The sequence below is a fragment of the Stutzerimonas kunmingensis genome (assembly GCF_014764705.1).
Classification (GTDB): Bacteria; Pseudomonadota; Gammaproteobacteria; order Pseudomonadales; family Pseudomonadaceae; genus Stutzerimonas.
In genome coordinates this window covers 123,270-149,063 of the sequence record NZ_JACXXG010000007.1, presented here as the reverse complement: position 1 = coordinate 149,063, position 25,794 = coordinate 123,270, and the positions used below count along the sequence as shown (strand labels likewise).

At 63.3% G+C, this 25,794-nt stretch carries 20 protein-coding genes; 8 read left to right on the top strand and 12 right to left on the bottom strand.

The window, feature by feature from the left end:
• Window positions 1–38 precede the first annotated feature (38 nt).
• Complete coding sequence (locus IEG05_RS08660) at window positions 39–2,339, top strand: TonB-dependent receptor (protein WP_191121925.1); 2,301 nt, start codon at window positions 39–41, stop codon at window positions 2,337–2,339.
• A 238-nt stretch (window positions 2,340–2,577) separates the two neighbouring features.
• Entirely contained in the window at window positions 2,578–3,741 is a 1,164-nt protein-coding gene (locus IEG05_RS08655; protein ID WP_041013701.1) for an MFS transporter, read from the top strand.
• 27 nt (window positions 3,742–3,768) lie between these two features.
• Here IEG05_RS08655 and IEG05_RS08650 read toward each other — a convergent pair whose 3' ends face one another.
• The 4 genes from IEG05_RS08650 to exaA all read right to left on the bottom strand — a co-directional run bounded on the left by IEG05_RS08650 (window position 3,769) and on the right by exaA (window position 8,645).
• Entirely contained in the window at window positions 3,769–4,404 is a 636-nt protein-coding gene (locus IEG05_RS08650) for a 3'-5' exonuclease family protein (protein WP_046618941.1), read from the bottom strand.
• Window positions 4,405–4,513: 109 nt separating this feature from the next.
• Window positions 4,514–5,830: a methyl-accepting chemotaxis protein gene (locus IEG05_RS08645; protein ID WP_046618942.1), complete on the bottom strand. Its 1,317-nt coding sequence runs from the start codon at window positions 5,828–5,830 to the stop codon at window positions 4,514–4,516.
• A gap of 124 nt (window positions 5,831–5,954) precedes the next feature.
• Window positions 5,955–6,608: a pentapeptide repeat-containing protein gene (locus IEG05_RS08640; RefSeq protein WP_046618944.1), complete on the bottom strand. Its 654-nt coding sequence runs from the start codon at window positions 6,606–6,608 to the stop codon at window positions 5,955–5,957.
• Between the two features lie 165 nt (window positions 6,609–6,773).
• A complete protein-coding gene (exaA, locus tag IEG05_RS08635) occupies window positions 6,774–8,645 on the bottom strand; it encodes a quinoprotein ethanol dehydrogenase (RefSeq protein WP_046618947.1) in 1,872 nt (623 codons plus the stop codon).
• Between the two features lie 309 nt (window positions 8,646–8,954).
• On the opposite strand from exaA, the gene pedF reads away from it, so the two are divergent.
• From pedF to IEG05_RS08615, 4 genes are read left to right on the top strand one after another with little or no spacing between them, the layout of a single operon-like run.
• Entirely contained in the window at window positions 8,955–9,392 is a 438-nt protein-coding gene (pedF, locus tag IEG05_RS08630) for a cytochrome c-550 PedF (protein WP_046618948.1), read from the top strand.
• Window positions 9,392–10,306: a substrate-binding periplasmic protein gene (locus tag IEG05_RS08625; RefSeq protein ID WP_046618950.1), complete on the top strand. Its 915-nt coding sequence runs from the start codon at window positions 9,392–9,394 to the stop codon at window positions 10,304–10,306. The genes pedF and IEG05_RS08625 overlap by 1 nt, the downstream gene beginning before the upstream one ends.
• Before the next feature lie 50 nt (window positions 10,307–10,356).
• The gene (locus IEG05_RS08620) at window positions 10,357–11,103 is read left to right on the top strand and encodes a quinoprotein dehydrogenase-associated SoxYZ-like carrier (protein ID WP_046618951.1); all 747 of its coding nucleotides are present in this window, start codon (window positions 10,357–10,359) and stop codon (window positions 11,101–11,103) included.
• 53 nt (window positions 11,104–11,156) lie between these two features.
• A complete protein-coding gene (locus tag IEG05_RS08615) occupies window positions 11,157–12,086 on the top strand; it encodes a quinoprotein relay system zinc metallohydrolase 1 (protein ID WP_046618952.1) in 930 nt (309 codons plus the stop codon).
• 52 nt (window positions 12,087–12,138) lie between these two features.
• Here IEG05_RS08615 and IEG05_RS08610 read toward each other — a convergent pair whose 3' ends face one another.
• Window positions 12,139–13,377 (bottom strand): substrate-binding protein, encoded by a 1,239-nt coding sequence (locus tag IEG05_RS08610; protein ID WP_191121924.1) that lies wholly within the window; start codon window positions 13,375–13,377, stop codon window positions 12,139–12,141.
• Window positions 13,378–13,656: 279 nt separating this feature from the next.
• Here IEG05_RS08610 and IEG05_RS08605 point away from each other — a divergent pair, with 279 nt between their 5' ends.
• The gene (locus IEG05_RS08605; RefSeq protein WP_045665660.1) at window positions 13,657–15,432 is read left to right on the top strand and encodes a PQQ-dependent methanol/ethanol family dehydrogenase; all 1,776 of its coding nucleotides are present in this window, start codon (window positions 13,657–13,659) and stop codon (window positions 15,430–15,432) included.
• Between the two features lie 102 nt (window positions 15,433–15,534).
• Here IEG05_RS08605 and IEG05_RS08600 read toward each other — a convergent pair whose 3' ends face one another.
• Window positions 15,535–16,404, bottom strand: coding sequence for a helix-turn-helix domain-containing protein (locus tag IEG05_RS08600; protein ID WP_041013708.1), 870 nt, complete (start codon window positions 16,402–16,404; stop codon window positions 15,535–15,537).
• A gap of 251 nt (window positions 16,405–16,655) precedes the next feature.
• Between IEG05_RS08600 and IEG05_RS08595 the strand changes: the two genes are divergently transcribed.
• Window positions 16,656–17,420, top strand: coding sequence for an SDR family NAD(P)-dependent oxidoreductase (locus IEG05_RS08595; RefSeq protein ID WP_046618953.1), 765 nt, complete (start codon window positions 16,656–16,658; stop codon window positions 17,418–17,420).
• A 67-nt stretch (window positions 17,421–17,487) separates the two neighbouring features.
• Here IEG05_RS08595 and fabI read toward each other — a convergent pair whose 3' ends face one another.
• Genes fabI through IEG05_RS08565 form a run of 6 tightly spaced genes read right to left on the bottom strand, consistent with a single transcriptional unit; the run spans window position 17,488 to window position 25,735 of the window.
• On the bottom strand, window positions 17,488–18,282 hold the full coding sequence (gene fabI / locus IEG05_RS08590; RefSeq protein WP_003282073.1) for an enoyl-ACP reductase FabI: 795 nt from the start codon (window positions 18,280–18,282) through the stop codon (window positions 17,488–17,490).
• Entirely contained in the window at window positions 18,263–19,924 is a 1,662-nt protein-coding gene (locus tag IEG05_RS08585) for an ABC transporter ATP-binding protein (protein ID WP_020307421.1), read from the bottom strand. The genes fabI and IEG05_RS08585 overlap by 20 nt, the downstream gene beginning before the upstream one ends.
• A 1-nt stretch (window position 19,925) precedes the next feature.
• Window positions 19,926–20,945 carry an ABC transporter permease gene (locus IEG05_RS08580; RefSeq protein WP_014820114.1) on the bottom strand — a complete coding sequence of 340 codons (1,020 nt, stop codon included), beginning with the start codon at window positions 20,943–20,945 and terminating at the stop codon, window positions 19,926–19,928.
• A gap of 1 nt (window position 20,946) precedes the next feature.
• Window positions 20,947–22,020, bottom strand: a complete 1,074-nt coding sequence (locus tag IEG05_RS08575) for a microcin C ABC transporter permease YejB (RefSeq protein ID WP_020307422.1) — start codon at window positions 22,018–22,020, stop codon at window positions 20,947–20,949.
• 2 nt (window positions 22,021–22,022) lie between these two features.
• A complete protein-coding gene (locus tag IEG05_RS08570; RefSeq protein WP_020307423.1) occupies window positions 22,023–23,909 on the bottom strand; it encodes an extracellular solute-binding protein in 1,887 nt (628 codons plus the stop codon).
• The gene (locus tag IEG05_RS08565; RefSeq protein WP_020307424.1) at window positions 23,906–25,735 is read right to left on the bottom strand and encodes an extracellular solute-binding protein; all 1,830 of its coding nucleotides are present in this window, start codon (window positions 25,733–25,735) and stop codon (window positions 23,906–23,908) included. The genes IEG05_RS08570 and IEG05_RS08565 overlap by 4 nt, the downstream gene beginning before the upstream one ends.
• Window positions 25,736–25,794 lie beyond the last annotated feature (59 nt).

The window sequence follows — 25,794 nt, the reverse complement described above, 5'->3', positions numbered from 1 at the left end:
TGGCCAGTCCGATCGGCCAACAAGAACAAGGACCACCCATGCCGTACCAGCTCTGTTGCAGCGCGACGCCCCGACGTACGTTGCTGTCCCTCGCCATCGCCGCACTGTTGCCGGCGTCCGTTCATGCCGAGCAGACGCTCGATCTCGGCAGTCAGGAGGTGATCGGTACCACACCGTTGCCGGGCATCGAGCTGCCAAAGGATCAGGTACCGTCCAACATCCAGTCGCTGGATGACGAAGACCTGCGGCGGCTCGGCGGCCAGTCGCTGGCCGAGAAGCTGCAGCGCGGACTGCCCAGCGTCAACGTCAACGAGATCCAGGGCAATCCGTACCAGGCGGACCTCAACTATCGTGGCTTCACCGCCTCGCCGCTGCTCGGTACGCCGCAGGGGCTTTCGGTTTTCCTCGATGGGGTGCGAGTCAACGAAGCGTTCGGCGATGTGGTGCACTGGGACCTGATCCCGAACACCGCCATTGCCAACATGGCCCTGGTGCCGGGTTCGAACCCGTTGTACGGCCTGAACACGCTGGGCGGCGCGCTGGCGCTGCAAACCAAACGTGGCGATACCCATCCAGGTGGCTCGGCGGAAATCTACGGCGGCTCGTTCGGACGCCAGGGCGGTGCAATCGAACAGGGTGGTAGCCATGAGGAGTTCTCCTGGTACCTGGCCGCCGAAGGCATGGATGAGGACGGCTGGCGTGACCATTCGCCGTCCGAGGTGCGCCAGCTGTTCGGCAAGTTCGCCTGGACTACCGACACCACCGATCTGGCCCTTACGCTGGCGCATGCCGACAACGATCTGATCGGCAACGGCCTGATCCCGGAGAGCATGTACGACCAGCGGCGCGAGTCGATCTTCACCTATCCCGACCAGACCGAGAACCGCAGCCACCTGATGGCCCTGTCCGCCAGCCACTGGCTCAACGACAACGATCGGCTTTCCGGCACGGTCTATCTGCGCCGCACACATACCGCGACGCTCAATGGCGACGGCAACGATGAGTACGAGGACGAATACGAGGCGTGGGAAGACGGCGGCTTTATCGGCGAAGGGCCGGAAAGCGGCGTGCTGAACCGTACCCGCACCGCGCAACGTGCCTACGGTCTGGCGCTGCAGTGGGCGCGGCATGTAGGTGCGCATCAATTCGCCTTAGGACTGTCCCACGACAACACCCGCGCCAGCTTCCACCAGAGCGAGCAGGGCGGCGAGCTGACCGACGAGCGCGGAATCGCCGCCAGCGAAGAGGAGGAACAGGCCAATAGCCTGCTGGGGCGCACCCGTACTTCCAGCCTCTATGCCACCGACACCTGGGCGCTGACCGACGCGCTGCAGCTGACCGGCTCGCTGCGCTACAACCGCACGCGCGTGGTGAACACCGATCGCATGGGCGATGCGCTGAACGGCGACTTCACCTATCGCAAGCTCAATCCCGCGCTGGGTTTTGCCTGGCAGCTACAACCGGCGGTCACTGTCTACGGCGGCTTTTCCCAGGGTAACCGTGCCCCGACACCAATCGAGCTGGGCTGCGCGGACCCTGCAAACCCATGCAGCCTGCCAAACGCCATGGCGGCCGACCCCTTCCTCGATCAGGTTGTCACCCGCACGCTGGAGGTCGGTGTACGCGGCGAACTGGCCGGCGGCACCCGCTGGAACCTCGGGGCCTTTCGCAGCATGAACCATGATGACCTGCTGTTCGTCGGCACCGGCGGTAGCATGGGCTACTTCACCAACTTTGGCCGCACCCGTCGTCAGGGCATCGAACTGGGTCTGGCTGGCGAGCAGGGGCCATTCGACTGGCGGGTGGACTACACCTTCCTGCACGCCACCTTCCGCTCCGGGGCCTGCATTCTCGCCGAGAACAACAGCACCGAAGGCGAGGGCGGCTGCCCGGACGACGAGATTCGCGTGTCCAGCGGTGACTATCTGCCAGGCCTGCCGAAGCACAACCTCAAGCTGGGGCTGAACTGGAATCTCAATGAGCGGCTGCGAGTCGGCACCAGCGTCCTGGCGTACTCGTCGCAGTACGTGCGCGGCAACGAGAACAATCGTCATCAGCCCAACGACGAGGTAGAGGGCAGCGGCAAGCTGCCAGGTTACGCGGTGGTAAACCTCACTGGCGATTACCGCTTCGCCCGTGACTGGACGCTGTTCGGCCGGGTCGACAACCTCTTCGACAAGCGGTACGCCACCGGCGGTGCGTTGGCCGAGAATTCCTTCGTCGGTGCTGGCAACGCTTTCGAGTCGGACCCGGATGAATGGCGCCACGAGCAGTTCATCGCCCCAGGCGCGCCCCGGGCGGGCTGGGTGGGCGTGCGTTATCGCTGGGATGCGCTATAACCGATCAGTCGCAGCAGCACCGAGCATGCCGGGCCTTTGCGCCCGGCATGTTCGCGTCCGGCCTGGCTGCGGTGTTCGGTGTGCTCGCGGTTCAAGGTTCTGACGTGAAATCGTCACGGGCGATTGCGTATCCTGGCGAGCTTGGCCGACTGGTTGACGGCAGCACAGGAGCACGGATGAACCGCGTCCATCATTACCCCCTCGTCTCGCAACGTGCCGCTGGCGGGTGCCGCTGAGCATGCCGTCACGTCTGCGCATCGTTCTTGCACTCGGCAGTGCACAGACCCTGGCCTGGGGCTCGACCTACTACCTGCCGGCCATTCTCGCCGAACCGATGGCGAGCGAGCTGGGCATTTCCACAGGCAATGTATTCGCTGCATTTTCCCTGGCACTGATCGTCACGGCCGTCCTCGGACCGCTGTCGGGCAAGCGCATCGACCATCATGGCGGGCGCGATGTGCTGGCGCTTTCCAGCATCGTTTTTGCCGTTGGCCTGGCCATGCTCGGCCTGGCCAACGGACCGCTGATGCTCTGGGCCGGCTGGTTGGTGATCGGCATCGGCATGGCGCTGGGCCTTTACGAGTCGGCCTTCTCCACGCTTGCCGGCATCTACGGTCGCGATGCACGCGGCGCGATCACCGGCATCACCTTGCTCGCCGGCTTCGCCAGTACGGTGTGCTGGCCGATCAGCGGCTGGCTGAACGCCGAATTCGGCTGGCGCGCCACATGCCTCACATGGGCCGGAGCGCATCTGCTGCTCGGGCTGCCGTTGAACCGGCTGCTGATTCCGGTTGGCGTGCAGCCGGCTCCGACCGCGGCAGAGCAAGCGCAGACAGACGGACGTTCAGGTGCAGGATTGACCATGGCGTTGCTGGCCTTCGTCTTCGCCGCCACCTGGTTCACCAGCACGGCGATGGCGGCGCACCTGCCACGTCTGTTGCAGGAGTCCGGGCTGTCAGCGGCCGCGGCCATCGGAATCGCGGCGCTGGTCGGGCCGGCCCAGGTCGGGGCGCGCTGCCTGGAGTTCGTCCTGCTGCAGCGCTTCCATCCACTGATCTCGGCCCGTCTCGCCGCTATCGCCCATCCCATCGGCGCGGCTGGCGTGATGCTGGTGGGTGCACCTGCGACCACCGCATTCGTGCTTCTGCATGGCGGCGGCAACGGCATTCTGACCATTGCCAAAGGAACCTTGCCGCTGGCGATATTCGGCCCCCATGGCTATGGCCTGCGCCAGGGGCTGCTGATGGTGCCGGCACGTTTCGCCCAAGCGTTTTCGCCGCTGGTGTTCGCGCTGCTGATCGACGACTTCGGTACGCGGGCGCTGTGGCTGTCGGCGGCGCTGGGCGTCCTGGCGTATGCAGCGCTGACCTTCCTGCAACGCCGGGCGCATGGGCTGGCCTGACTCCTGTTGACTGCCGCCGAAGCCCTGTCAGCGCGGTAGCGCCGCGAGCAGCATCGCCTGCTGCTCTGCGCTCAGGCCGAGGAACACGCGCAGCGCGGCGTAGGCATCGTTGGCTGCGTAGGCCTGCTGTGCCACGGTCAGCGCGGGGTTCGCCCAATTCGAGGTGGCCACGCTGCGGGATTTTTCGATCCGTGCGTCGAGCACCGCGGCCACCGCACCGCGCAGGCCGACCTGACCTTTCTTGCCCTGATAGCGAAGCACCGAGCCCAGGTCCAGCAGACTGGTCGGTCGGATGCCCAGCTTGCCGTGCAGCCTGGAACGATCCGACTTCAGCCCGAAACCGATCTTCGCCAGCGCGGGCGATTGCAGGATTGCGCTGGCCGCTTCGATGCAGCCGGGCACGCCGATCCTGAACAGGTAGGCCTTTGCCGGGGTGGCGAACTGGATCAGGTGCGGACCGCTGGAGACTTCGCCCACCTTGAAGGTCGGTTTGGATTCGGTATCGAAACCGATGCAGGCAAAGCCCATGATTTCCTCCACCGCCGCGCGAAACTCGTCCGCCGTCGCGGGGGTGACGATGCTCGCCGACGTCAGCCCGTCGAAGCGCGGCAGCCCGTCGACATTCGGATGCTGGCGGATATGAATGATCAGCTTCTGCGTCAAGCTGGCGTCCTCCGAACGCTGATGATCGAGTCAGCCTGAGGCAGCGGTGCCGACTCGGCTGTAGCGCGGCCACCCTTCATATGCCGATCTGCTGTGGACAGGCTCGCCATCAGTTCTTCAACTGGCTGGCGAACTGCCCGACCGCGCTGACCACGCGCTGCGCGCCGTCCTGGATCTCGACGATCACCGCGCCGGCCTGGTTGGCGAATTCCAGTCCCTGCTCGGCCTGGTCACGGCTCGCGCTCATGCTGTGCACAGCGGCTTGCGCCAGGTCCTGGTTTTTCTGCACGACACCGACGATTTCCTCGGCGGCCTTGCTGGTGCGGGCCGCCAGCTGGCGAACCTCGTCGGCCACCACGGCGAAGCCACGGCCCTGATCACCAGCCCGTGCGGCTTCGATGGCGGCGTTGAGGGCCAGCAGGTTGGTCTGATCGGCAATACCGCTGATGGTCTTGAGGATCGCGCCGATCAGCTGCGACTGCTTGTCCAGCGCCTCGATACCGTCGGAGGCTTCCTGCATCTGCTGGGCGATACGATGCATTACCTCGACCGTTTGCTGGACCACTTGCGCGCCGCGCTGGGCACTGAGGTCGGTGTGCTGGGAGGTGTCGTAGGCAATCGTTGCGGCGTCGGCCACGGCCATCTCCCGGTTGACCTGGTCGGTGATGACGGTGGCGAACTTGATCACCTTGTACAGCTTGCCGTAGGCATCGAGCACCGGGTTGTAGGAAGCTTCGAGCCATACGGTCTGGCCGTGGGCATCGATACGCTTGAAGCGTTCGGCGATGTACTCGCCACGGTTGAGGCTAGCCCAGAATTCGCGATAGGCCGGCGACTCGCTTTCCTCCCGTTCACAGAACATGCGGTGGTGCTTGCCCTTGATCTGCTCGAGGCGGTAGCCCATGCCGTCGAGAAAGCGCTGGTTGGCGGTGATGACATGCCCGCCGAGGTCGAACTCGATCACCGCGGTGGAGCGCAGCAGCGCGTTGACCACGCTCTCGTGTTCGCGCGAGGTTTCGATGGTACGGGTCAGGTTGGTGGCGCACAGGGTGTAGTGGTGCAATGTGTCATCCGAGCCCTTGATCGGCTGCCAGATCGAACGCAGCCAGGCTTCCTTGCCGTCGGCCCGCAGCAGTCGGTAGGCACCGCTGAGATGCTCGGCACGCTGCATGGCGGTCTTGAGGCGTGCGTAGTTCGGTTCGGTACGAAATTGCTGGCTGAAGAAGTCGTCGACGGAGCGGCCGATGAGGTCGTCGCGGCGATAACCCATTTCGCTGAGGAACAGCTCGTTGGCGTGCTGAATGCGTCCTTGCGGGTCCAGTTCCAGGACCATCATCTCCCTGTACAACGAGTTCTTGATCTGCAGATTGATTGCGGCTTCCTCGCGCAATTCAGCCAGTTCTCGTTTCAGGTTCTTGTTGAACATTTATTGGCATCCAGTGAAGGGCAAGGCCGCCCAGTCACTTGATCGGCGCAGGAGTCCTTTTCCTGAGGTCGAAGGCCAATGGTTTGTTCTATACCGGCGATTGAACTGGCCTATCGCCGGCGCTTCATTTCTCCCAATCGACCGGGCAGTCCTTGCAGCCTTCCATGTTGGTGCCCTGGAAGGTCGCGTAATGCCGGCGTGCGCCGGTCAGCACGGCGTTGCCGAGGTTGGCGTCGTTGAGCTTGGCCTCCTGCAGGTTGGCATCGGTGAGATCGGCGCCCAGAAGGTCGGCCTTGCTCAGCCAGGTCATTTCCAGGTCGGCGGCGTGCAGCGTGCTGTCGTGCATCTGGGCGCCGCTCATGCGGGCGAACTCGAGGTAGGCGCCGGTGAGGTCGGCCCTCTCGAACTGGGCGGCCTGGGCGAACAGGCCCCAGCCCTGGATGGCGATCAGCCGGGCATCGGTGAAATTGGCCAGACGCAGGTTGGCCTGTTGCAGGCTGGCGCGGTTAAGCGTGGCACCGCTGAGGTCGGCTTTTTCCAGATTGGCCAGGTCGAGGTTGGCGTGGCGCAGGTTGGCGCCGGACAGGTTGGCACCGGCGAGATTGATACGGCGCAAATCCTGATTGCTCAGGTCGGCGCCGCGCAGGTCGGCGTTGGCACACTGGCTCTCGGGCTGGAGTACGCAGCCGTTGATCGTCAGAGGAGCGTCGTCTGCGGCGATGGCGGACGCGCTGGCCAACAGGAGCAGTGGCAGAAGCAAGCGGTTAGCGGTGTTCATGGGAGGTCACCTGGGGCAGGGCGGGGGAGAAAAAGCGGTCGCGCGGCGTTCCTGGGCCTGTCGACGAGAGCGCCAACCCGCAGCCGACCAGGCCAGGCGCGCCGCGCGAACCGCTGTATCTTCAGAACATGAGGCGTGCCCGCACGGTGGCGGGCACGGCTCGACTCATCGCTTGGCGGTCTTCTTCTCCCAATCCGGCAGCTTGAATACCCAGAACGACCCGCCTTGGGCGACCGGCTTGGTCAGTACGGCCATGTCGCCGCCCCACAGCGGCACGGCACCGCCGTAACCGACCGTCACGCCGATGTACTGCTCGCCGTCCTGTTCCCAGGTGATCGGCGGGGAAATCACGCCGCTGCCGGTCTGGAACTTCCACAGCTCGTCGCCGGTTTTCGCGTTGAAGGCCTTGAAGTAGCCGTCGCTGGTGCCGGTGAAGACGAGATTGCCCTTGGTCGCCAGCACGCCGGCCCACAGCGGGAGTTTTTCCTTGTGTTCCCAGGCTACCTTGCCAGTGGTCGGGTCCATGGCGCGCAGGATGCCGACGTGGTCGTCGTACATGCGCTTGATGCGGAAGCCCTGGCCGAGATAGGCCGAGCCTTTCTTGTAGCTGACTTCCTCGGTCCAGTAGTCCTCCTTCCAGTGGTTGGCCGGTACGTAGAACAGGCCGGTATCCTGGCTGTAGGCCATGGGGTTCCAGTTCTTGCCACCGAGGAAGGGCGGGGATACTTCGACCGACTTGCCGTGCTTCTCGCCCGGCTCCGGCTTGGGTGGGCGCTGGCCCTCGTTCTCCACCGGCCGACCGGTTTTCAGGTCGATATGGCTGGCCCAGGTGATGCCGTCGACGAAGGGGAAGGCGTTCTGCAGCTTGCCGTCCTTGCGGTCGACGACATAGAAGAAACCGTTGCGGTCGGCGTGGGCCGTGGCCTTGACGGTCTTGCCGTTCTTGTCCTTGTAGTCGAACAGCACCAGCTCGTTGTTGCCGGAGAAGTCCCAGGCATCGTTCGGGGTGTGCTGGTAGAACCACTTCACCTCGCCGGTGCTCGGATCGACGCCGACCTGCCCGGAGGTGTAGAGGCTGTCGTAGTCCTTCGGGTCGCCGCCATCGCTGGTGCGCTCCCAGCCGTTCCACGGGGCGGGGTTGCCCGCACCGACGATGATGGTGTTGGTTTCCGGATCGAAGCTCGCACTCTGCCATGGCGCGCCGCCGCCCTGACTCCAGGCTTCCTTCTTGCCGGTCGGGTGGTTGGGATCGTCCGGCCAGGACGGCGCCTTGATGTCGCCGGTCGGCGTGCTGTCCTTGCCGTTGAGACGGCCCATGTGGCCCTCGACGAAGGGGCGCATCCAGACTTCTTCGCCCGTATCCGGGTCGCGGGCGAACAGCTTGCCGACGACGCCGAACTCGTCACCGGAGCTGCCGTGTACCAGCAGCACCTTGCCGGTCTTGGCATCTTTGACCAGTGTCGGTGCGCCGGTCATGGTGTAGCCAGCGCCGTGATCGCCGAACTTCTTGTTCCAGACGACCTTGCCGGTGTCCTTGTTCAGCGCCACGACGCGGGCGTCGAGGGTGCCGAAGTAGATCTTGTCGCCATAGATGGCGGCGCCGCGGTTGACCACGTCGCAGCACGGGCGAATGTCATCGGGCAGGCGATGGGCATAGCTCCACAGGCGCTTGCCGGTCTTGGCATCGAGGGCGAATACGCGCGAGTAGGAGCCGGTCACGTAGATCACGCCGTCATGGACGATGGCCTGGGATTCCTGGCCGCGCTGCTTCTCGTCGCCGAAGGAGAACGACCAAGCCGGGGTCAGCTTGAATACGTTGCTCTCGTTGACCTGCGCCAGGGGGCTCCAGCGCTGTGCATTGGTGCCCATGCCGTACTGCAGGACGTTTTCGGTGGACAGATGATCCTTGGCGATGTCTTCCCAGCTGACCGGCTTGGCCTGGGCGGCAGCGGCCAGCGCCAGGCTGCCAGCCAGCGTCAGGCATTGCACAGCGAGGGCGAGCGGACGGGGTGTGCCGGGGTGCGATCTTGTTGTCATGGTTGCGATTCCCTTGGTCGATTCGAACGAGGCCGCCGCATCCGGCTGGCCTGGCGATTCGATTATTGGGAGCGCGCCACGGGTGCGGACACGGAAAACGTCCCGCGAATGCCGGGAATACTTCCCAAGCCCCACTGATTTGGCCTTGCTACCAGTGGAGTGCCGAAGGTGGTAGTAAAACCTAGTACCAAGGGAGGAGATGCAGGCACCCAAAGCAGGATTCTGCCAATCCGTCCTCGCCGCCAACATGACCACCATGCGCTCCGATGGGGCTGCCTTGCACAGGTTCTCGAATAGAGGGTGGTAGTCATGAATAACAAGATCTTTTTGCGCTCACTGCTGGCAGCGGGTGTTCTCGGTATGTCCGGCCTGGTTCTGGCGCATGGTGACGTGACGCCGCAGGCGGTCAACACCAAGGGCCTGCCGGATCTCGGTGAAGAATGGCTGGACGAGAACCCCTATCGTGCGCCCAGCGAGCACCACGATCTGGCCGTGGAAATCGGTTCTTCCGCCTACAACCAGAACTGCGCACGTTGCCACGGTCTGGAAGCCATTTCTGGCGGCATCGCGCCCGATCTGCGTGAGCTTGAAGCCAGCTACGACGGCGACGAGTGGTACAAAGAGCGTGTGATCAATGGCGCGGTCCGTGACGGTGCCGTGTACATGCCGCGTATGGCCGACACCCTCAGCCAGGAAGCGCTGTGGGCGATTCGCACCTATATTGAAAGCGAAGCGGCTAAGCAGTGATGAACGCCGTCCGGCTGGTTCTGTCGCTGTGGCTGGCTCTGTGCTGCGCACTGGCGCAGGCGGATGTGGTCAAGGTGCGCGCCTTCGATGACATCATCGAGTCCGGCGTACTCAAGGTGGCGATGTACGAGAACTTCCCGCCGTACAGCTACCAGCAGGATGGCCAGCCACGCGGTGTCGATTTGGAATTGGCGCGCAAGCTCGCCGAAGGGCTGGGCCTGAAGCTGGAAGTGCTGTGGGTGACGCCGGACGAAACCCTCGACGACGACCTGCGCAACTTCATCTGGAAGGGGCACTACCTGCGGCCTGGCGTGCTGGCCGACGTGATGCTCCGTGTGCCGTACGACCGCGAGTTCGCCTACAAGCGCAACGAGCTGGGTGAAGTGATCAACGAGCTGGTGGTGATGTTCGCACCCTATCAGCGCGAGCGCTGGCAGACCGCGTATGACGATCGCCGTCTCGACGAGGTGCCGAGCGTGGCGGTCTTTCAGTACCACCCGATTGGCGTTGAAGTGGACAGCGTGCCCTCGTTCTACCTGTCTTCGGTCTTCGAGGGCCGGCTGGCGAAGCACACTCATCATTACCCGAGCATCCGCGAGGCATTCGCTGCGCTTCAGGACGGCGAGGTGGACGCGGCCATGGCCATGCGCGCAGAGATCGAGTGGCTGCTCGACCAGGCCGACGACGAGCACCTGAAGCTCGCCGAGAACGCTTACCCGAACATGGGCAAGCAGGTATGGGATCTCGGCATGGCGGTACATGAATCCAACCGCCAACTGGCCTACGCGCTGGAAGGGGTGTTGGAGCCGCTGATTCTTGAAGGCGAGCTGGAAAAACTCTACGCCAGCTACGGCTTGAGCTACGAGTTGCCCGGGTTGTACCAGGATGTGGAGAGCGACGTGGCCGGGCGCTGACCGGTTGCGCCATGCCGATCCCGCTGCGGATCGCCGTTCGAGGAGTCGACATGAGCGTCCGAATCTTGCTGCTGATGATGGTCCTTCACGCCTCGGGCGCCCTGGCGGCCGAGGCCGATCCACTGCAGTCGGTGATGTGGGAATACCACCACAAGGGCTTGCTCAACAGCGAGCCCTACGTGTTCGACGACCGCGTAAAGGTCCAGGTGCCGCCATTCGCCGAGGACTCGCGACAGGTGCCGGTGCACATCGATGCCAGAGCCCTCGGTGACGAGGTGGTGCGCATCGAGGCCTGGGCCGACCTCAATCCCATCCCACGGATTTTCACCTTCACGCCTGGCGAGCAGGTCGTGCCTCTGGTCGCCATTCGCATACGTGTGGAACAGGCGACACCGATCCGCGCGGCGGTGCTGACCCGTGACGGTGTCTGGCACATCGGCTCGGCCAAGGTCGATGCTGCCGGTGGCGGCTGTACGGCGCCGAGCGTGGTGCGTGCCCAGCCAGGCTGGGAAGACCGCCTCGGTGAGGTCATCGGTGGGCGCTTCGCCCGTGGCGATTTCAGTCGTTTGCGCCTGCAGGTCTCCCATCCGATGGATAACGGCCTGGTCGGCGGCATTCCCGAGTTCTTTCTCAACCAGGCCGAGCTGCGCGATGCCGACGGTCAGGTCCTGGCGGAGCTGGAACTGTATCCGGCGGTCGCCGAAAACCCGAGTCTGAGCCTGGAAGTGAAGGGCGCGCAGGACACTCGCCTGTGGCTGCGTGACAACAACGGCAACGAGTTCGAAGCCGCGCTCTGAACTGACCAGCCCGCGTTTTCTCCGAGAGCCAGCAACCAAGCCAAGGAGGCGTCATGCGCCTGTTGCTCCTGATGTTCGCGTTCTGTCTGACCCTGCCCTCACACGCCGAGCTGCGTTACACCCTGCAGCCGCGGCAGATCGCCGATGACGTGTGGCTGCTGGAAGGCTCGACGGACAACTTCGACAAGGCCAACGGCGGCAATATCGTCAACACCGGCTTCATCGTCACCGAGAGCGGTGTGGTGGTGATCGACAGCGGCCCGTCGCGGCTTTACGGCGAGGCGATGCGCGCGGCCATCGCGAGCGTTACCGATCGCCCGGTCATCAAGCTGTTGCTGACGCATCATCATCCCGACCACGTTCTCGGCAACCAGGCATTTACCGATGTGCCCATCGCCGCGCTCGCCGGTACGACCGAGCTGTTGCGCGAGCAGGGCAATGCCATGGCCGAGAATATGTACCGCCTGGTTGGTGACTGGATGCGTGGCACCGAGGTGGTGTTGCCGACCGAGACTCTGGCACCCGGCACGCTGGATATCGGCGGTCGCTCTTTGCGTCTGCTCGCTCTGCGCGGTCACACCGGTGCCGATCTGGCCATTCTCGACGAACGCAGCGGCGTGCTCTTCGCCGGCGACATCCTGTTCTACCAGCGCGCGCTGACCACGCCGAACAGTCCAGGCCTGGATGTCTGGCTGGAAGATCTGGATACGCTAGAGGCGTTGCCCTGGAAGCGCCTGGTCGCTGGCCACGGCCCGGTGGCCGATGATGCCGCGCCGTTCCTGCAGATGCGCGACTACCTCGGCTGGCTGGACGGCTTGCTGCGAGAAGCCGCCAATGGCGGGGCGGACATGAACGAGGCGATCCAGAGCCCGATCCCCGAGCGCTTCGCCGGCATCAGCCTGACCCGCTATGAGCTGATCCGCAGCGTCAGTCATCTGTATCCGCGTTACGAAGCGATGGCGCTGCAGCGCGTCGATGAGTGAAGGCGCGCCCGCGGCGCGCCGATTGCTGTTCCACTCCAGTCGCTGCATCCGGTCACTGCAGCTGTAGCTGATCGCCACGCTCCTGCTGCCAGTCGTCCAGGCTAGGCGCGGCTTCCTCGCCATCCATGCGATGGATGATGGTGAAGTAGTCCTGCTTGAAGCGATCCTGCATGATCTCGCTGCGATTGCGAACCTTTACCGCGTAAATGCTCTGGACGTTCTGGTGGTCGAAGTCGCGCCAGTACTGCTCGTCCTTCAACAGGCTATAGCGATGGTTCTCCAGCTCGGCGATGACGGCTTCGCTATCCAGTCGGCCAGCCCGCCCCACGGCATCGGCCCACTGCCGGACGATGCCGTAGGCTGACGCTGCGGTGCTGCCGGGGTAGGCCTGATGCAACGCGATGTAGCGCTCGACGAACGCCTGGCCGGTTTCGCTTTTCTCGCGCTGCGGCACCCGCCAGGTCCAGGCTTCGGTGCCGATCACGTTTTCCATCACCAGCGGTCCGGCCTGCTCGACGATGCTCTGGGTGAGGTTGGGCGCGATGATCTGCATGCGCTTGCCCAGTTCCAGGGTGTGCGCCAGGCGCATGGTCTGCACCAGATCCTGGCCGAGCAGGACGATCACCAGCACATCCGCGTCGCTGGCGGCAGCCTTCTGCAGTGCGCTCAGGTAGTCGTCGCGACGGGCACCTCGTGCGGCGATCTTCGAGTAGCCATGGCGTGCGCGGTCGCGGCTCTTGGTCGCTTCACGCAGGGCCTGCTCCATGCTGTGGCCCCAGGCATCGTCGAGGCTGATGTAGTGGTAGCGGCGATTGGGCATGTGCCAGCTCAGGTATTCACCGAGTACCCGGGCGCTCATCCAGGCACTGTTGGACTCGCGGAACAGGTGGCGATGGCCGTCCCGCCCGGTGATCTCGTTGGCGTAGCCGAGGGTGGGGAAGTACAACAGGCCGAGTTCGCGGGCGCGCTGGCCGGCGCTCAGCGCCTCTTCACTGTTGGCGCCGCCGAAGATCATCGCTGCGCCCTGGTTGGCGAAGCGGTCGACGTTGGCACGCGCCTTTTCCGCGCGTGCCGCCGAATTCAGGCTGACCAGCTCCAGGCGTCGGCCCAGCAAACCACCACCCTGGTTGATCTGGTCGACGGCAAGCAGGGCGCCACGGCGTAGCTCCAGACCTTCGGACTTGTAGTTGCCGGTGCTCGGGTAGTTGAGACCCAGACGGATCGGTTCGGCCGCATGGGCGCTTTGTAGTGTGAAGACGAGGAAGGCGATGATCAGGGTAGGGCGAAGCATGGCTCTTATCCTTCTGAGCGAGGGGGCATCCGTTTTAGGGGGTAGGGTGGGCCCGGCGGAATAGTCTTTTCCGGCCATATGGGTGCGACTTTCGGTGCCGCCCGGCATTGACGGCGGGCCGAATCACGCGTCTTTCGTGGGCTGAGGCGGCGTATTGCTACCAAGGGAGGAGGAAAATCGGTACTGCGGGCAATTGTTGGCGAGGCGGTGCAAACCAAGAATCAACAACAGACCGGGAAAATTTCCCGGCATAACAATGAACCCGCAGAGGTAGCCGCAATGAAGCACACCGGTCTTCGCAAGCCCTTCGCCTTGACGGCGCTATGCGCCGCGGTGGCGATGTCCAGCCTGCACGCCTGGGCCGTAACCGACCAGGAAATCCTCAACGATGCCAAATCCACCGATCAGATCGTCACCAACGGTCTGGGTTTGCAGGGCCAGCGCTACAGTACGCTGGATACGTTGAACACCAATAACATCAATCAGTTGCGACCGGTTTGGGGCTTCTCTCTCGGCGGTGAAAAGCAGCGCGGTCAGGAAGCGCAGCCGCTGATCAAGGACGGCGTGATGTACATCACCGGCTCCTACTCGCGTGTATATGCACTGGACGCCCGTACCGGCAAGGAACTGTGGCAGTACGATGCGCGCCTGCCCGACGGCATCATGCCGTGCTGTGACGTGATCAACCGTGGTGTCGCGCTGTATGGCGATCTGGTGATCTTCGGCACCCTGGATGCCAAGCTGGTCGCCCTGAACAAGGACACCGGCAAGGTGGTCTGGAAGAAGACTGTCGCCGACTACAAGGCCGGTTACTCGCTGACCGCCGCGCCGCTGGTGGTGAATGGCAAGCTGATCACCGGCGTCTCCGGTGGTGAGTTCGGCGTGGTCGGTAAGATCGAAGCCTACGACGCGAAGAACGGTGAACTGCTGTGGACCCGTCCGACAGTGGAAGGCCACATGGGTTACGTCTGGAAAGACGGCAAGAAGGTCGAGAGCGGTATCTCCGGCGGCGAAGCCGGCAAGACTTGGCCGGGCGATCTGTGGAAGACCGGCGGTGCCGCTCCATGGCTGGGCGGCTACTACGATCCGGACACCGATTCGCTGCTGTTCGGTACCGGTAACCCGGCGCCGTGGAACTCGCACCTGCGCCCTGGCGACAACCTGTACTCGTCCTCGCGTCTGGCGCTGGACCCGAATGACGGCTCGATCAAGTGGCACTTCCAGTCCACCCCGCATGACGGCTGGGACTTCGACGGCGTCAACGAGCTGATCTCCTTCGACTACAAGGACGGCGGCAAGACCATCAAGGCTGCCGGCACCGCAGACCGTAACGGCTTCTTCTACGTGCTCGATCGCACCAACGGCAAGTTCATCCGTGGCTTCCCGTTCGTTGACAAGATCACCTGGGCCAAGGGCCTGGATAAGACTGGCCGTCCGATCTACGACGAAGCCCACCGCCCGGGCAATCCTGCCGACGCGGACAAGGGCAAGTCGGTGTTCGTCGCACCGTCCTTCCTCGGTGGCAAGAACTGGATGCCAATGGCCTACAGCCAGGACACCGGCCTGTTCTACGTGCCGTCCAACGAGTGGGGCATGGACATCTGGAACGAAGGCGTATCCTACAAGAAGGGTGCCGCCTACCTGGGTGCCGGCTTCACCATCAAGCCGCTCAACGACGACTTCATCGGTGTGCTGCGCGCAATCGATCCGAAGACCGGCAAGGAAGTCTGGCGCTACAACAACTACGCTCCGCTGTGGGGCGGCGTGTTGGCCACCAAGGGCAACCTGGTATTCACCGGCAACCCTGAGGGCTACCTGATGGCCTTCGACGCCAAGACCGGCAAGAAGGTCTACGAGTTCAACACCGGCTCGGGCGTCATCGGTTCTCCGGTCACTTGGGAAATGGATGGCGAGCAGTACGTTTCCGTTCTCTCCGGCTGGGGTGGTGCGGTACCGCTGTGGGGCGGCGAGGTCGCCAAGCGCGTGAAGGACTTCAACCAGGGCGGTATGGTCTGGACCTTCAAGCTGCCGAAGGATCTGGTCGCCAAGCGCTGATCAGCCTGCGTTACGCAAACCCGGCGACCGTCGGGTTTGCGCAAACAGAACCCCGGTCGTCATGGCCGGGGTTTTGTCGTTCTGGCGCCAGGGAAAGGCAGCTCATGCCTGGCGATAGGCGCTGGGGGTAACGCCCACCTCGCGGCGGAATACCTGGGAGAAGTGGCTAGGGCTCGAATAGCCCACTTCCAGCCCGATATCGATGACGCTGCGCTGCGTTTCGATCAGCAGCCGTCGCGCCCGTGCCATGCGCAGGCCGATGAAGTACTGAGACGGCGAAAGCCCGGTGGCTCGTTTGAACATCCGGCTGAAGTGGTACTCGCTCAGCTCGGCGGTTCGTGCCAGCTGAGCAAGACTGAAATCGTCGGCCAACTGCGCATCCATCGCCTCGATGACCCGGCGCAGCTTGTAGGCCGGCAAGGCGTTGCTGCGCCGGACGGCGTCTTGCCGATCCCGATAGTGGCGCACCAGATGCACGGCCAGTGCCTGGGCCAGGCCGCGAACGCAGAGCGGGCTGGGCTGGCGCTGCTCGACCAGCTCGTGGTGCAGCTTCTCCATCAACCAGCGAACCGTGTCGTCGTGGGCGCCGGAGACGTCCCGCAAGGCAACCGCTGTGCTCTGCGGCCCGAGCAGTTCCCGTGCGGCCTGGTCGATGAGCGGCAGGCCGAGATACAGGTGCATCACCTCGAATTGCTCACCTTCCAGCGTCTGCCAGCGCATTTCGTACGGCTCGTGGGTATCGGTCAGGAAGAAGTCGCCGGCGCTGACGGTTGCTGCGCTCCATTGCCCACCCGGCGCACGTTCCTCGACTCGTGCCGCACCGGCCAGTACCAGCACCAGCAGCGGCTCCAACACTGCCGGTACCTGTATCGGCTCGACGATCGTGCGATGGCTGAACAGCTGCACCACCACGTCCTGCATCGGCGGCTGCTGTGCGGTCGCGCGCGCTTCACCAGGCAGGTAATGGCTCATCAACTGGGGACAGGTCTGCCCCGCATGGGGCCGTGGCGGGGCTTGTGATAACCGCGGCATGACGTGCTCCTGGCAAACATTTGAAAGCGTTCAGCGCCGAAAGGTTAGCGCAGGACCCTGCGCGCCGGCAGATCACTGCTGCGCGCAAAACCGCAACAGCCAGCGCAAGCGTGCGAAAGCCCGACCTCCTGCGATGGGAGACAGTTAACCCATCGCGCCTCGTGGCGCAGCCCGAAAGAGAGGAGAGCACCATGACTGATTCGAATCACATCGTCGTTCAGGAAGTTGCAGGCAAGGTCGCGCTGGTCACCGGCGCCGCCAGCGGCATCGGCAGGGCGATTGCCTTATTGCTGCACGATCGGGGCGCCAAGGTCATCGCCGAAGACATCAACCCGGCTGTCGAGAAACTCGCTCGACCGGGGCTGGTGCCGCTGCTGGCGGACATTACCGAGGATGGCGCAGCAGAACGTGCGGCCGGCCTGGCCATCGAGCATTTCGGCCGGCTGGATATCCTGGTCAACAACGCCGGCATCATCATCAACAAGCGAGTGGTGGACATGAGTCGCGAGGATTGGGAGCGCATCCAGGCGGTCAATGCCACGGCGGCGTTCCTGCATTGTCGCGAAGCGGTCAAGGCGATGATGCCCAACCGCTCAGGGGCGATCGTCAACATCGCTTCCTACGCGTCCTATTTCGCCTTCCCGACCATCGCCGCGTACACGGCCTCGAAAGGCGCGCTGGCCCAGCTGACCCGCACGCTGGCGCTGGAGGCGATCGAGCATGGCATCCGGGTCAACGCCATCGGTGTTGGCGATGTGGTGACCAACATCCTCAACGACGTGGTCGAGGACGGCCCGGGCTTTCTTGCTCAGCATGGCGAAGCCGCACCCATCGGGCGCGCGGCGCAACCGGAGGAAATCGCCGAGATCGTCGCCTTTCTCGCTTCGGAGCGGGCCAGCTTCATGGTGGGCTCGGTGGTCATGGCCGATGGCGGCATGACGGTTACGGCCGGCTGAGCCGCTGCGCAGAAACACGAACCCCGCCAGTAGGCGGGGTTCGGTGCTTACGTAGACGGGCGCGGGATCAGTCTTCCAGCGAGCCCATTGCGGTGGTGTTGAAGCCGCCGTCGACGTAGAGGATCTCACCGCTGATGCCGGAAGCCAGGTCCGAGCAGAGGAAGGCGCCGGCATTGCCGACTTCGTCGATAGTGACGTTGCGACGCATAGGGGTCTGCTTCTCGTTGGCAGCCAGCATCTTGCGGAAGCTGGCGATGCCGGAGGCGGCCAGGGTACGGATCGGGCCGGCAGAGATGCAGTTCACGCGGGTGCCTTCCGGGCCGAGGCTGCCGGCCAGGTAGCGAACGCCGGCTTCCAGGCTGGCCTTGGCCATGCCCATGACGTTGTAGTTCGGCATGGTGCGCTCGGCACCCAGGTAGGAGAGGGTCAGCAGGCTGCCGTTGCGGCCCTTCATCATCTCGCGACCGGCCTTGGCCAGGGCGACGAAGCTGTAGGCGCTGATGTCGTGGGCGATCTTGAAGCCTTCACGGGTGGTGACTTCGGTGAAGTCGCCATTGAGCTGGTCGCCCGGAGCGAAGCCGACCGAGTGCACGATGCAGTCCAGGCCGTCCCACTTCTTGCTCAGTTCTTCGAATACGCGCGCGATCTCTTCATCGTTGGCGACGTCGCAGGGGAAGCACAGCTCAGGGCTCGAGCCCCAACCAGAAGCGAATTCCTCGACGCGACCCTTGAGCTTGTCGCCCTGGTAGGTGAAAGCCAGTTCTGCACCTTCGCGATGCATGGCGGCGGCGATGCCGGAGGCAATCGAAAGTTTGCTGGCAACGCCGACGATCAGTACGCGCTTACCGGTGAGAAAACCCATGTGCTTGTCCCTCTTCTGGTTGTTCGGCAGTGCCGGGCGCCATGAAGGCGGATTCCAGCAGCTGCTGTGTATACGGATGTTGTGGTGCCGCAAAAATGTCAGCGGCCGCACCTTGTTCCACCACCTGGCCCTGCTTGACCACCATCATCTGGTGGCTCAGCGCCCTGACCACCGCCAGGTCATGGCTGATGAACAGGTAGGTCAGGTTGTACTTGGCCTGCAACGAGCGCAGAAGCTCTACCACCTGGCGCTGTACCGTGCGATCGAGCGCCGAGGTCGGCTCGTCGAGCAGTATCAGCGCCGGCTTCAACACCAGAGCTCGGGCAATGGCAATGCGCTGCCGTTGTCCGCCGGAAAACTCATGGGGATAGCGATGCCGGGTTTCCGGATCGAGGCCAACCTCCACGAGCGCGTCAATGATTGCCTGTTCCTGCTCCTTGGCATTGCCCATCCGGTGGATGTGCAACCCTTCGCCAATGATCTGCCCGACCGACATACGTGGGCTCAGGCTACCGAAGGGGTCCTGAAAGACCACCTGCATCTGCCGCCGCAACGGCCGTACCTGGCGCTGCGACATGCTTTGCAGTTGCTGGCCCTGGAAACGGATTTCACCGCGACTACCCAGCAAGCGAAGAATAGCCAAACCAAGCGTGGACTTGCCGGAGCCGCTCTCGCCGACGATACCCAGTGTCTGCCCCTTGGGCAGGCTGAAGTTGACGCCGTCGACTGCCTTGATGTGGTCGACGGTGCGACGCAGCAAGCCCTTCTTGATCGGGAACCAAACCCGCAGGTCGTCCACTTCCAGCAATGGTGCCGCTTTTTCGACCGCCACCGGGTCGCCACTGGGCTCGGCCGCGAGCAGTTCCTGGGTATACGGATGCTGAGGTGCGCGGAACAGATCTTCACACAACGCCTGTTCGACGACTCGACCGCGCTGCATGACACATACGCGATGGGCAATGCGCCGAACCAGGTTGAGGTCGTGGCTGATCAGCAGCAGTGCCATGCCCAGGCGTGCCTGCAACTCCTTCAGCAGTTCGAGGATTTTCAGCTGCACGGTGACGTCGAGGGCCGTGGTCGGCTCGTCGGCGATCAGCAGTTCAGGCTCGTTGGCCAGCGCCATGGCGATGACCACCCGTTGCCGCTGGCCGCCCGACAGCTCGTGCGGGTAGGCGCGGATGCGCTTGCGCGGCTCCGGGATACCGACCAGTTCCAGCAACTCCAGGGTGCGAGCGGTTGCGGCCTTACCGCGCAGGCCCTTGTGAATCTCCAGCACTTCGTTGATCTGCTTGCCGACGGTGTGCAGCGGGTTGAGCGAGGTCATCGGCTCCTGGAAGACCATGGCGATGCGATTGCCACGGATTTTACGCATGGCCTTTTCGTCGGCCTTGAGCAAGTCCTGCCCGTGGAAGAGGATCTGCCCTTGCGGATGGCGAGCGAGCGGGTAGGGCAGCAGTCGCAGGATGGAATGAGCCGTCACGGACTTGCCCGAGCCGCTTTCGCCGACCAGGGCCAGGGTTTCGCCCTTGCGAATGTCGAATGTCACGCCTTCGACGACACGCTGGACCTGTTCACCGGTGACGAACTCGACGGCCAGATCGCGGACCTCGACCAGATTCTCGGCTATCGGTTGTTCGGCCATGTTATTTCCTTGGGTCGAAGGCATCACGCGCCGCCTCCCCGATAAACACCAGCAAGGTCAGCATGATTGCCAGCACCATGAAGGCGCTGATGCCCAGCCAGGGCGCCTGCAGATTGGCCTTGCCCTGGGCGACCAGTTCACCGAGCGACGGCGAACCTGCCGGCAGACCGAAACCGAGAAAGTCCAGCGCGGTGAGCGTGCCGATGGCGCCGGTGAGGATGAACGGCATGAAGGTCATGGTGGAAACCATGGCGTTCGGCAGGATGTGGCGGAACATGATGGCGCCGTTCTGCATGCCCAGCGCACGAGCGGCGCGCACGTACTCGAGGTTGCGCCCACGGAGGAATTCGGCACGTACCACGTCCACCAGGCTCATCCAGGAAAACAGCAGCATGATGCCCAGCAGCCACCAGAAGTTCGGCTGCACGAAGCTGGCCAGAATGATCAGCAGATAGAGCACCGGCAGCCCGGACCAGATCTCCAGCAGGCGCTGGCCAACCAGGTCGACCCAGCCGCCATAGAAGCCCTGCAGGGCGCCGGCGATAACGCCGATCACCGAGCTGATCAGGGTCAGGGTCAGGGCGAACAGGACCGAGATGCGAAAGCCGTAGATCACCCGGGCGAGTACATCGCGGCCCTGGTCATCGGTGCCCAGCCAGTTCTCCAGTGACGGCGGCGCGGGCGCGGGTACCTGCAGTTCGTAGTTGATGCTCGAATAGTTGAAGGGAATGACCGGCCAGACCATCCAGCCGTCCTTCTCGGCAATCAGTTCCTGGATGTACGGGCTCTTGTAGTTCGCCTGCAGCGGGAACTCGCCGCCGAAGGCCGTTTCCGGATAACGCTTGAACACCGGGAAGAACCATTCGCCGTCGTAGCGCACCACGATCGGCTTGTCGTTGGCGATGATCTCCGCGCCAAGGCTGAGTACGAACAGCGCGAGGAAGATCCACAGCGACCACCAGCCACGCTTGTGTGCCTTGAACAGCGCCAGCCGGCGCTGGTTGAGGGGGGACAACTGCATCTCAGGCCTCCCTGCTTTCGAAATCGATGCGCGGGTCGACCAGGGTGTAGGTCAGGTCGCCGATCAGCTTCACCACCAGTCCGAGCAGGGTGAAGAGGAAGAGGGTGCCGAACACCACCGGATAGTCGCGGTTGATTGCCGCCTCGAAGCTGAGCAGGCCGAGCCCGTCAAGGGAGAAGATCACCTCGATCAGCAGCGAGCCGGTGAAGAACATGCCGATGAAGGCAGACGGAAAGCCGGCGATGATGATCAACATGGCATTGCGGAACACATGGCCGTAGAGCACGCGATTCTTGCTCAGGCCCTTGGCCCGCGCCGTGATCACGTACTGCTTGTTGATCTCGTCGAGAAAGCTGTTCTTGGTCAGCAGCGTCAGCGTCGCGAAGTTGCCGATCACCAGCGCGGTGACGGGCAGGGCCAGGTGCCAGAAGTAGTCGATGATCTTGCCGGCCAGGGTCATATCATCGAAGTTGGCCGACGTCAGTCCGCGCAAGGGGAACCAGTTCCAGTAACTGCCGCCAGCGAACAGCACGATCAGCAGAATGGCGAACAGGAAAGCCGGTATGGCGTAGCCGACGATGATCGCCGAGCTGGTCCAGACGTCGAACTTGCTGCCGTGACGCGTGGCCTTGGCGATGCCCAGCGGGATCGAGGCCAGGTACATGATCAAGGTGCTCCACAGACCCAGCGAGATGGAAACCGGCATCTTCTCGATGATCAGGTCGGTCACCTTGGCGTCACGGAAGAAGCTCTCGCCGAAATCCAGCCGCAGATAGTTGCTGAGCATGATCCAGAAGCGCTCTGCGGGTGGTTTGTCGAAGCCGTACAGGCGCTCGATCTCGGCGATCAGCTCGGGGTCCAGACCCTGGCCACCCCGGTAACTGGTGCCGGCGACCGCGACTTCCGAGCCACCGCCGGCGATCCGGCTGGTGGCGCCTTCGAAGCCTTCCAGCTTGGCGATTGCCTGCTCCACCGGGCCGCCGGGGGCGGCTTGGATGATGATGAAGTTGATCAGCAGGATGCCGAACAGCGTGGGGATGATCAGCAGCAGTCGGCGAACGATGTAAGCCAGCATGCTTAGCGCTCCGCCTCGCCATCACCAGCCGGAGCGGCAGCGCCAGCTTCCTCGGCCTTCTTTGCTTCGACGGGATCGGCAACCGGCAGCTTGGCGTCGGGTTTGCGCCACCAGGTCATCAGGCCGATGTCCTGCCGGGGCGTCACCTCTGGATGCGCGAGGTGATTCCAGTACGCCACGCGCCAGGTCTTTATGTGCCAGTTCGGCACTACATAATGCCCCCAGAGCAGCGCACGATCGAGCGCGCGGGTGTAGGTGATCAATTCCTTGCGCGAATCGGCCCCTATCAAACCTTCCACAAGGCTGTCGACTGCCGGGTCCTTGAGACCGATGAAGTTACGGCTGCCCGGGTTGTCGGCGCTTGCCGAGTGCCAGAACTCGCGTTGCTCGTTGCCGGGCGAGTTGGATTGGCCGAAGCCGCTTACGATCATGTCGTAATCGCGCGAACGCAGGCGGTTGATGTACTGCGAAACATCGACCCGGCGGATTTCCAGTTCGATCCCGAGATCCGCCAAATTGCGCTTGTACGGCAGCAGCACCCGCTCGAACTCTGCCTGAACCAGCAGGAATTCGAGCTTCACCGGCTTGCCGGCAGCGTCCAGCATGCGGTCGTTCTCGACCTTCCAACCCGCTTCAGTGAGCAGCCGGTATGCCTCGCGCTGCTGTTCGCGAATCACACCGTTGCCTTCGGTACGCGGCAGCTCGAACGGTTTGTCGAACACCTCGTCCGGAACCTTGCCGCGAAGGGGCTCGAGAATCTTCAGTTCGTCTTCGCTCGGCAAGCCGGATGACGCCAGCTCGGAGTTGTCGAAGTAACTGCGGGTGCGGGTGTAGGCGCCATTGAACAGCTGGCGATTGGTCCATTCGAAGTCGAACAGCAACCCGAGGGCTTCACGGACGCGGCGGTCCTCCAGCTGCGGGCGGCGGATATTGAAGATGAAGCCCTGCATTCCCGCAGGGTTCTCGTTCGCAATTTCGTCACGAACGATCCGACCGTCCCTCACCGCTGGTATGTCATAGGCGGTGGCCCAGCTTTTGGCTGTGCGCTCCTCCCAATAATCAAAGTGCCCGGCCTTGAACGCCTGCAAGGCGACGGTATTGTCGCGGTAGTAATCGAAACTGATGTGATCGAAGTTGTAGAAACCGCGATTCACCGGGAGGTCCTTGCCCCAGTAGTCTGCTACGCGCTCATAGCGGATCGAGCGGCCGGCCTGGACCTTCTCGACGCGGTATGGGCCACTGCCCAGAGGCGGTTCGAGGCTGCCCGAAGTGAATTCCTTTCCTTCCCACCAATGCTTCGGCAACACTGGCATCTGCCCGAGGATCATCGGCAGTTCGCGATTGCCAGCGTGCTTGAAATCGAAGCGCACCCGCCTCGGGCTTTCCGCTGTCACTTTCTCCACATCGGCGTAGTAGGCGCGGTATTGCGGGGCACCCTGGCTCATCAGGGTTTCGAAGGTGAACACCACATCCTCGGCCTCTACCGGCTCGCCGTCATGGAAGCGTGCCTGCGGGCGCAAGTGGAAGCGCACCCAGCTGTTGTTCGGTCCCTTTTCTATCTTTTCCGCCAGCAGGCCGTAGACGGTGAAGGGTTCGTCCAGGCTGTTGGTGGTGAGGGTGTCGTAGATCAGACCGATATCGTCGGCTGCAACGCCCTTGTTGATGAAGGGGTTGAGCGAGTCGAAGCCGCCGAAACCAGCCTGTCGCAACGTCCCACCCTTGGGAGCGTCTGGGTTGGCATATTCGAAATGCTGGAAATTGGCCGGGTACTTCGGCTTCTCGTCATACAGCGTCAGGGCATGGCGAGGAGCGGCTTCGGCGATAGCAGCGAGGCAGAGCAGCCCCAGCAGCCCGGCGCGGAGCAGCGGATGGCGCGCGCGATCATTCATTTGGTCTTCTCCAGGCTCTTCAGCCACCAGGCGCGCAAACCCAGCGTATAGGGTGGCGTGGTGACGTGGGCGAACCGATTGCGGTACGCCAGGCGGTGGTTACTGATGAACCAGTTCGGAATGGTGTAGTGGTTCCACAGCAGCACGCGGTCGATTGCGCGGGCGGCGGCGACTTGCTCGTCGCGGGTCTGCGCGGCGAGCAGCTTGTCAATCAGGTCGTCGACGATCGGATTGGCGATGCCGGCATAGTTGCGACCGCCCTTGACGTCGACCTGACTGGAATGAAAGTACAGATACTGCTCGATCCCGGGGCTGAGGCTCTGTGCCAGAGTCATCAGGATCATGTCGTAGTCGTAGTGATCGAGGCGCTGCTTGTACTGGGCACTGTCCACGGTGCGCAGATTGGCTTGAATGCCAATGCGTGCCAGGTTCTCGACGTAGGGTTGGAGGATGCGTTCGAGCCGCGGGTTGACCAGCAGGATCTCGAAGCTCAGCGGTTGTCCGGCGCTGTTCAACAGGCCGGCATCCGAGGCTTTCCAGCCCGCCTCGGCGAGCAGTTTTAGCGCGTGGCGCAAGGTTTCCCGCGGAATCCCGCGGCCTTCGGTCTGCGGAAGCTGGAAGGGCTCGGTGAACAGTTCGGGCGGGAGCTGCTTGCGGTACGGCGAGAGCAACAGCCACTCACCGCCTTCGGGCTTGCCTGTCGCTGTGAAGTCGCTGTTGGGGTAGTAGCTTTCACTGCGGCGGTAGGCGCCGTAGAACAGGGCGCGATTGGTCCATTCGAAGTCGAACATCAGGCCGAGCGCTTCGCGCACACGACTGTCGGCGAAGGTCGCACGGCGCCCGTTCATGAACAGCGCCTGGGTCTGGGTCGGAATCTGGTGGGGGATTTCAGCGCGAATGATGTCGCCGCGCATCACTGCCGGAAACTGGTAGCCATTGGCCCAGTTCTTCGCCTGGTGTTCGATGAAGAAGTCGAACTCGCCGACCTTGAAGGCTTCGAAGGCCACCACGCTATCGCGATAGAACTCGACCGAGACTCGGTTGAAATTGTATTTCCCCTGATTGACCGGCAGCTTGGCGCCCCACCAGTCCCGCACTCGCTCGAAGACTACCTGCCGGCCTGGTTGCACATGCGTGATGCGGTAGGGGCCGCTGCCCAGTGGGGGTTCGAAGGTGGTCGCGCTGAAGTCTCGATTCTTCCAGTAGTGCTGTGGCAGCACAGGCAGTTCGCCGAGGCGCATGATCAGCAGCGGATTTTTTGGTTGCTCGAATACGAAACGAATGCGATGTCGGTTGAGGATGTCGACCCGCTTCACCCCCTGCAGGTTGGAGCGGTACTGAGGGTGGCCATCCTTTATCAGGGTGCGATAGGAAAAGGCGACGTCGTAGGCAGTGATCGGCTTGCCGTCATGGAAGCGAGCTTCCTTGCGCAGGTTGAAAACTACCCAGCTGTAGTTATCGCTGTGCTCCACCGACTCGGCAATCAGACCGTAGCTGGAGGCAGGTTCGTCTCCGGACGGGTCGTAGATGCCGGTGCCGACCATCAGTGGCTCGTTCAGCTCGCTGATGCCGTATTGCAGAAAGCCGGGCGCCGAACTCAGGCTGGTGCCCTTGAAAGTGTAGGGGTTCAGGGTGTCGAACGTTCCGGAGGCCATCAGTTTGATCTGGCCACCCTTCGGCGCGCGCGGATTCACCCAATCGAAGTGGGTAAAGTTGGCCGGATACTTAAGAGTGCCGAACTGCGCATAACCATGGCTTTCGCTGATGGTGGCGAAGGCGGGAAAGCTCAATGCCAGGCAGGTCAGTAACGGTAGCAGGGCTCGCATCAGACGGGAAATCCGATCCTTGGCGCTTAGGGGCTTCTCGGGCCGGTACAGTAACAGCT

What these genes read in the sequence shown, in the direction of transcription:
- IEG05_RS08660 (WP_191121925.1), top strand. Translation starts at nt 39, where the DNA reads ATGCCGTACCAGCTCTGTTGCAGCGCGACGCCCCGACGTACGTTGCTG.
- IEG05_RS08655 (WP_041013701.1), top strand. Translation starts at nt 2,578, where the DNA reads ATGCCGTCACGTCTGCGCATCGTTCTTGCACTCGGCAGTGCACAGACC.
- IEG05_RS08645 (WP_046618942.1), bottom strand. Translation starts at nt 5,830, where the DNA reads ATGTTCAACAAGAACCTGAAACGAGAACTGGCTGAATTGCGCGAGGAA.
- IEG05_RS08640 (WP_046618944.1), bottom strand. Translation starts at nt 6,608, where the DNA reads ATGAACACCGCTAACCGCTTGCTTCTGCCACTGCTCCTGTTGGCCAGC.
- exaA (WP_046618947.1), bottom strand. Translation starts at nt 8,645, where the DNA reads ATGACAACAAGATCGCACCCCGGCACACCCCGTCCGCTCGCCCTCGCT.
- pedF (WP_046618948.1), top strand. Translation starts at nt 8,955, where the DNA reads ATGAATAACAAGATCTTTTTGCGCTCACTGCTGGCAGCGGGTGTTCTC.
- IEG05_RS08625 (WP_046618950.1), top strand. Translation starts at nt 9,392, where the DNA reads ATGAACGCCGTCCGGCTGGTTCTGTCGCTGTGGCTGGCTCTGTGCTGC.
- IEG05_RS08620 (WP_046618951.1), top strand. Translation starts at nt 10,357, where the DNA reads ATGAGCGTCCGAATCTTGCTGCTGATGATGGTCCTTCACGCCTCGGGC.
- IEG05_RS08615 (WP_046618952.1), top strand. Translation starts at nt 11,157, where the DNA reads ATGCGCCTGTTGCTCCTGATGTTCGCGTTCTGTCTGACCCTGCCCTCA.
- IEG05_RS08610 (WP_191121924.1), bottom strand. Translation starts at nt 13,377, where the DNA reads ATGCTTCGCCCTACCCTGATCATCGCCTTCCTCGTCTTCACACTACAA.
- IEG05_RS08605 (WP_045665660.1), top strand. Translation starts at nt 13,657, where the DNA reads ATGAAGCACACCGGTCTTCGCAAGCCCTTCGCCTTGACGGCGCTATGC.
- IEG05_RS08600 (WP_041013708.1), bottom strand. Translation starts at nt 16,404, where the DNA reads ATGAGCCATTACCTGCCTGGTGAAGCGCGCGCGACCGCACAGCAGCCG.
- IEG05_RS08595 (WP_046618953.1), top strand. Translation starts at nt 16,656, where the DNA reads ATGACTGATTCGAATCACATCGTCGTTCAGGAAGTTGCAGGCAAGGTC.
- fabI (WP_003282073.1), bottom strand. Translation starts at nt 18,282, where the DNA reads ATGGGTTTTCTCACCGGTAAGCGCGTACTGATCGTCGGCGTTGCCAGC.
- IEG05_RS08585 (WP_020307421.1), bottom strand. Translation starts at nt 19,924, where the DNA reads ATGGCCGAACAACCGATAGCCGAGAATCTGGTCGAGGTCCGCGATCTG.
- IEG05_RS08580 (WP_014820114.1), bottom strand. Translation starts at nt 20,945, where the DNA reads ATGCAGTTGTCCCCCCTCAACCAGCGCCGGCTGGCGCTGTTCAAGGCA.
- IEG05_RS08575 (WP_020307422.1), bottom strand. Translation starts at nt 22,020, where the DNA reads ATGCTGGCTTACATCGTTCGCCGACTGCTGCTGATCATCCCCACGCTG.
- IEG05_RS08570 (WP_020307423.1), bottom strand. Translation starts at nt 23,909, where the DNA reads ATGAATGATCGCGCGCGCCATCCGCTGCTCCGCGCCGGGCTGCTGGGG.
- IEG05_RS08565 (WP_020307424.1), bottom strand. Translation starts at nt 25,735, where the DNA reads ATGCGAGCCCTGCTACCGTTACTGACCTGCCTGGCATTGAGCTTTCCC.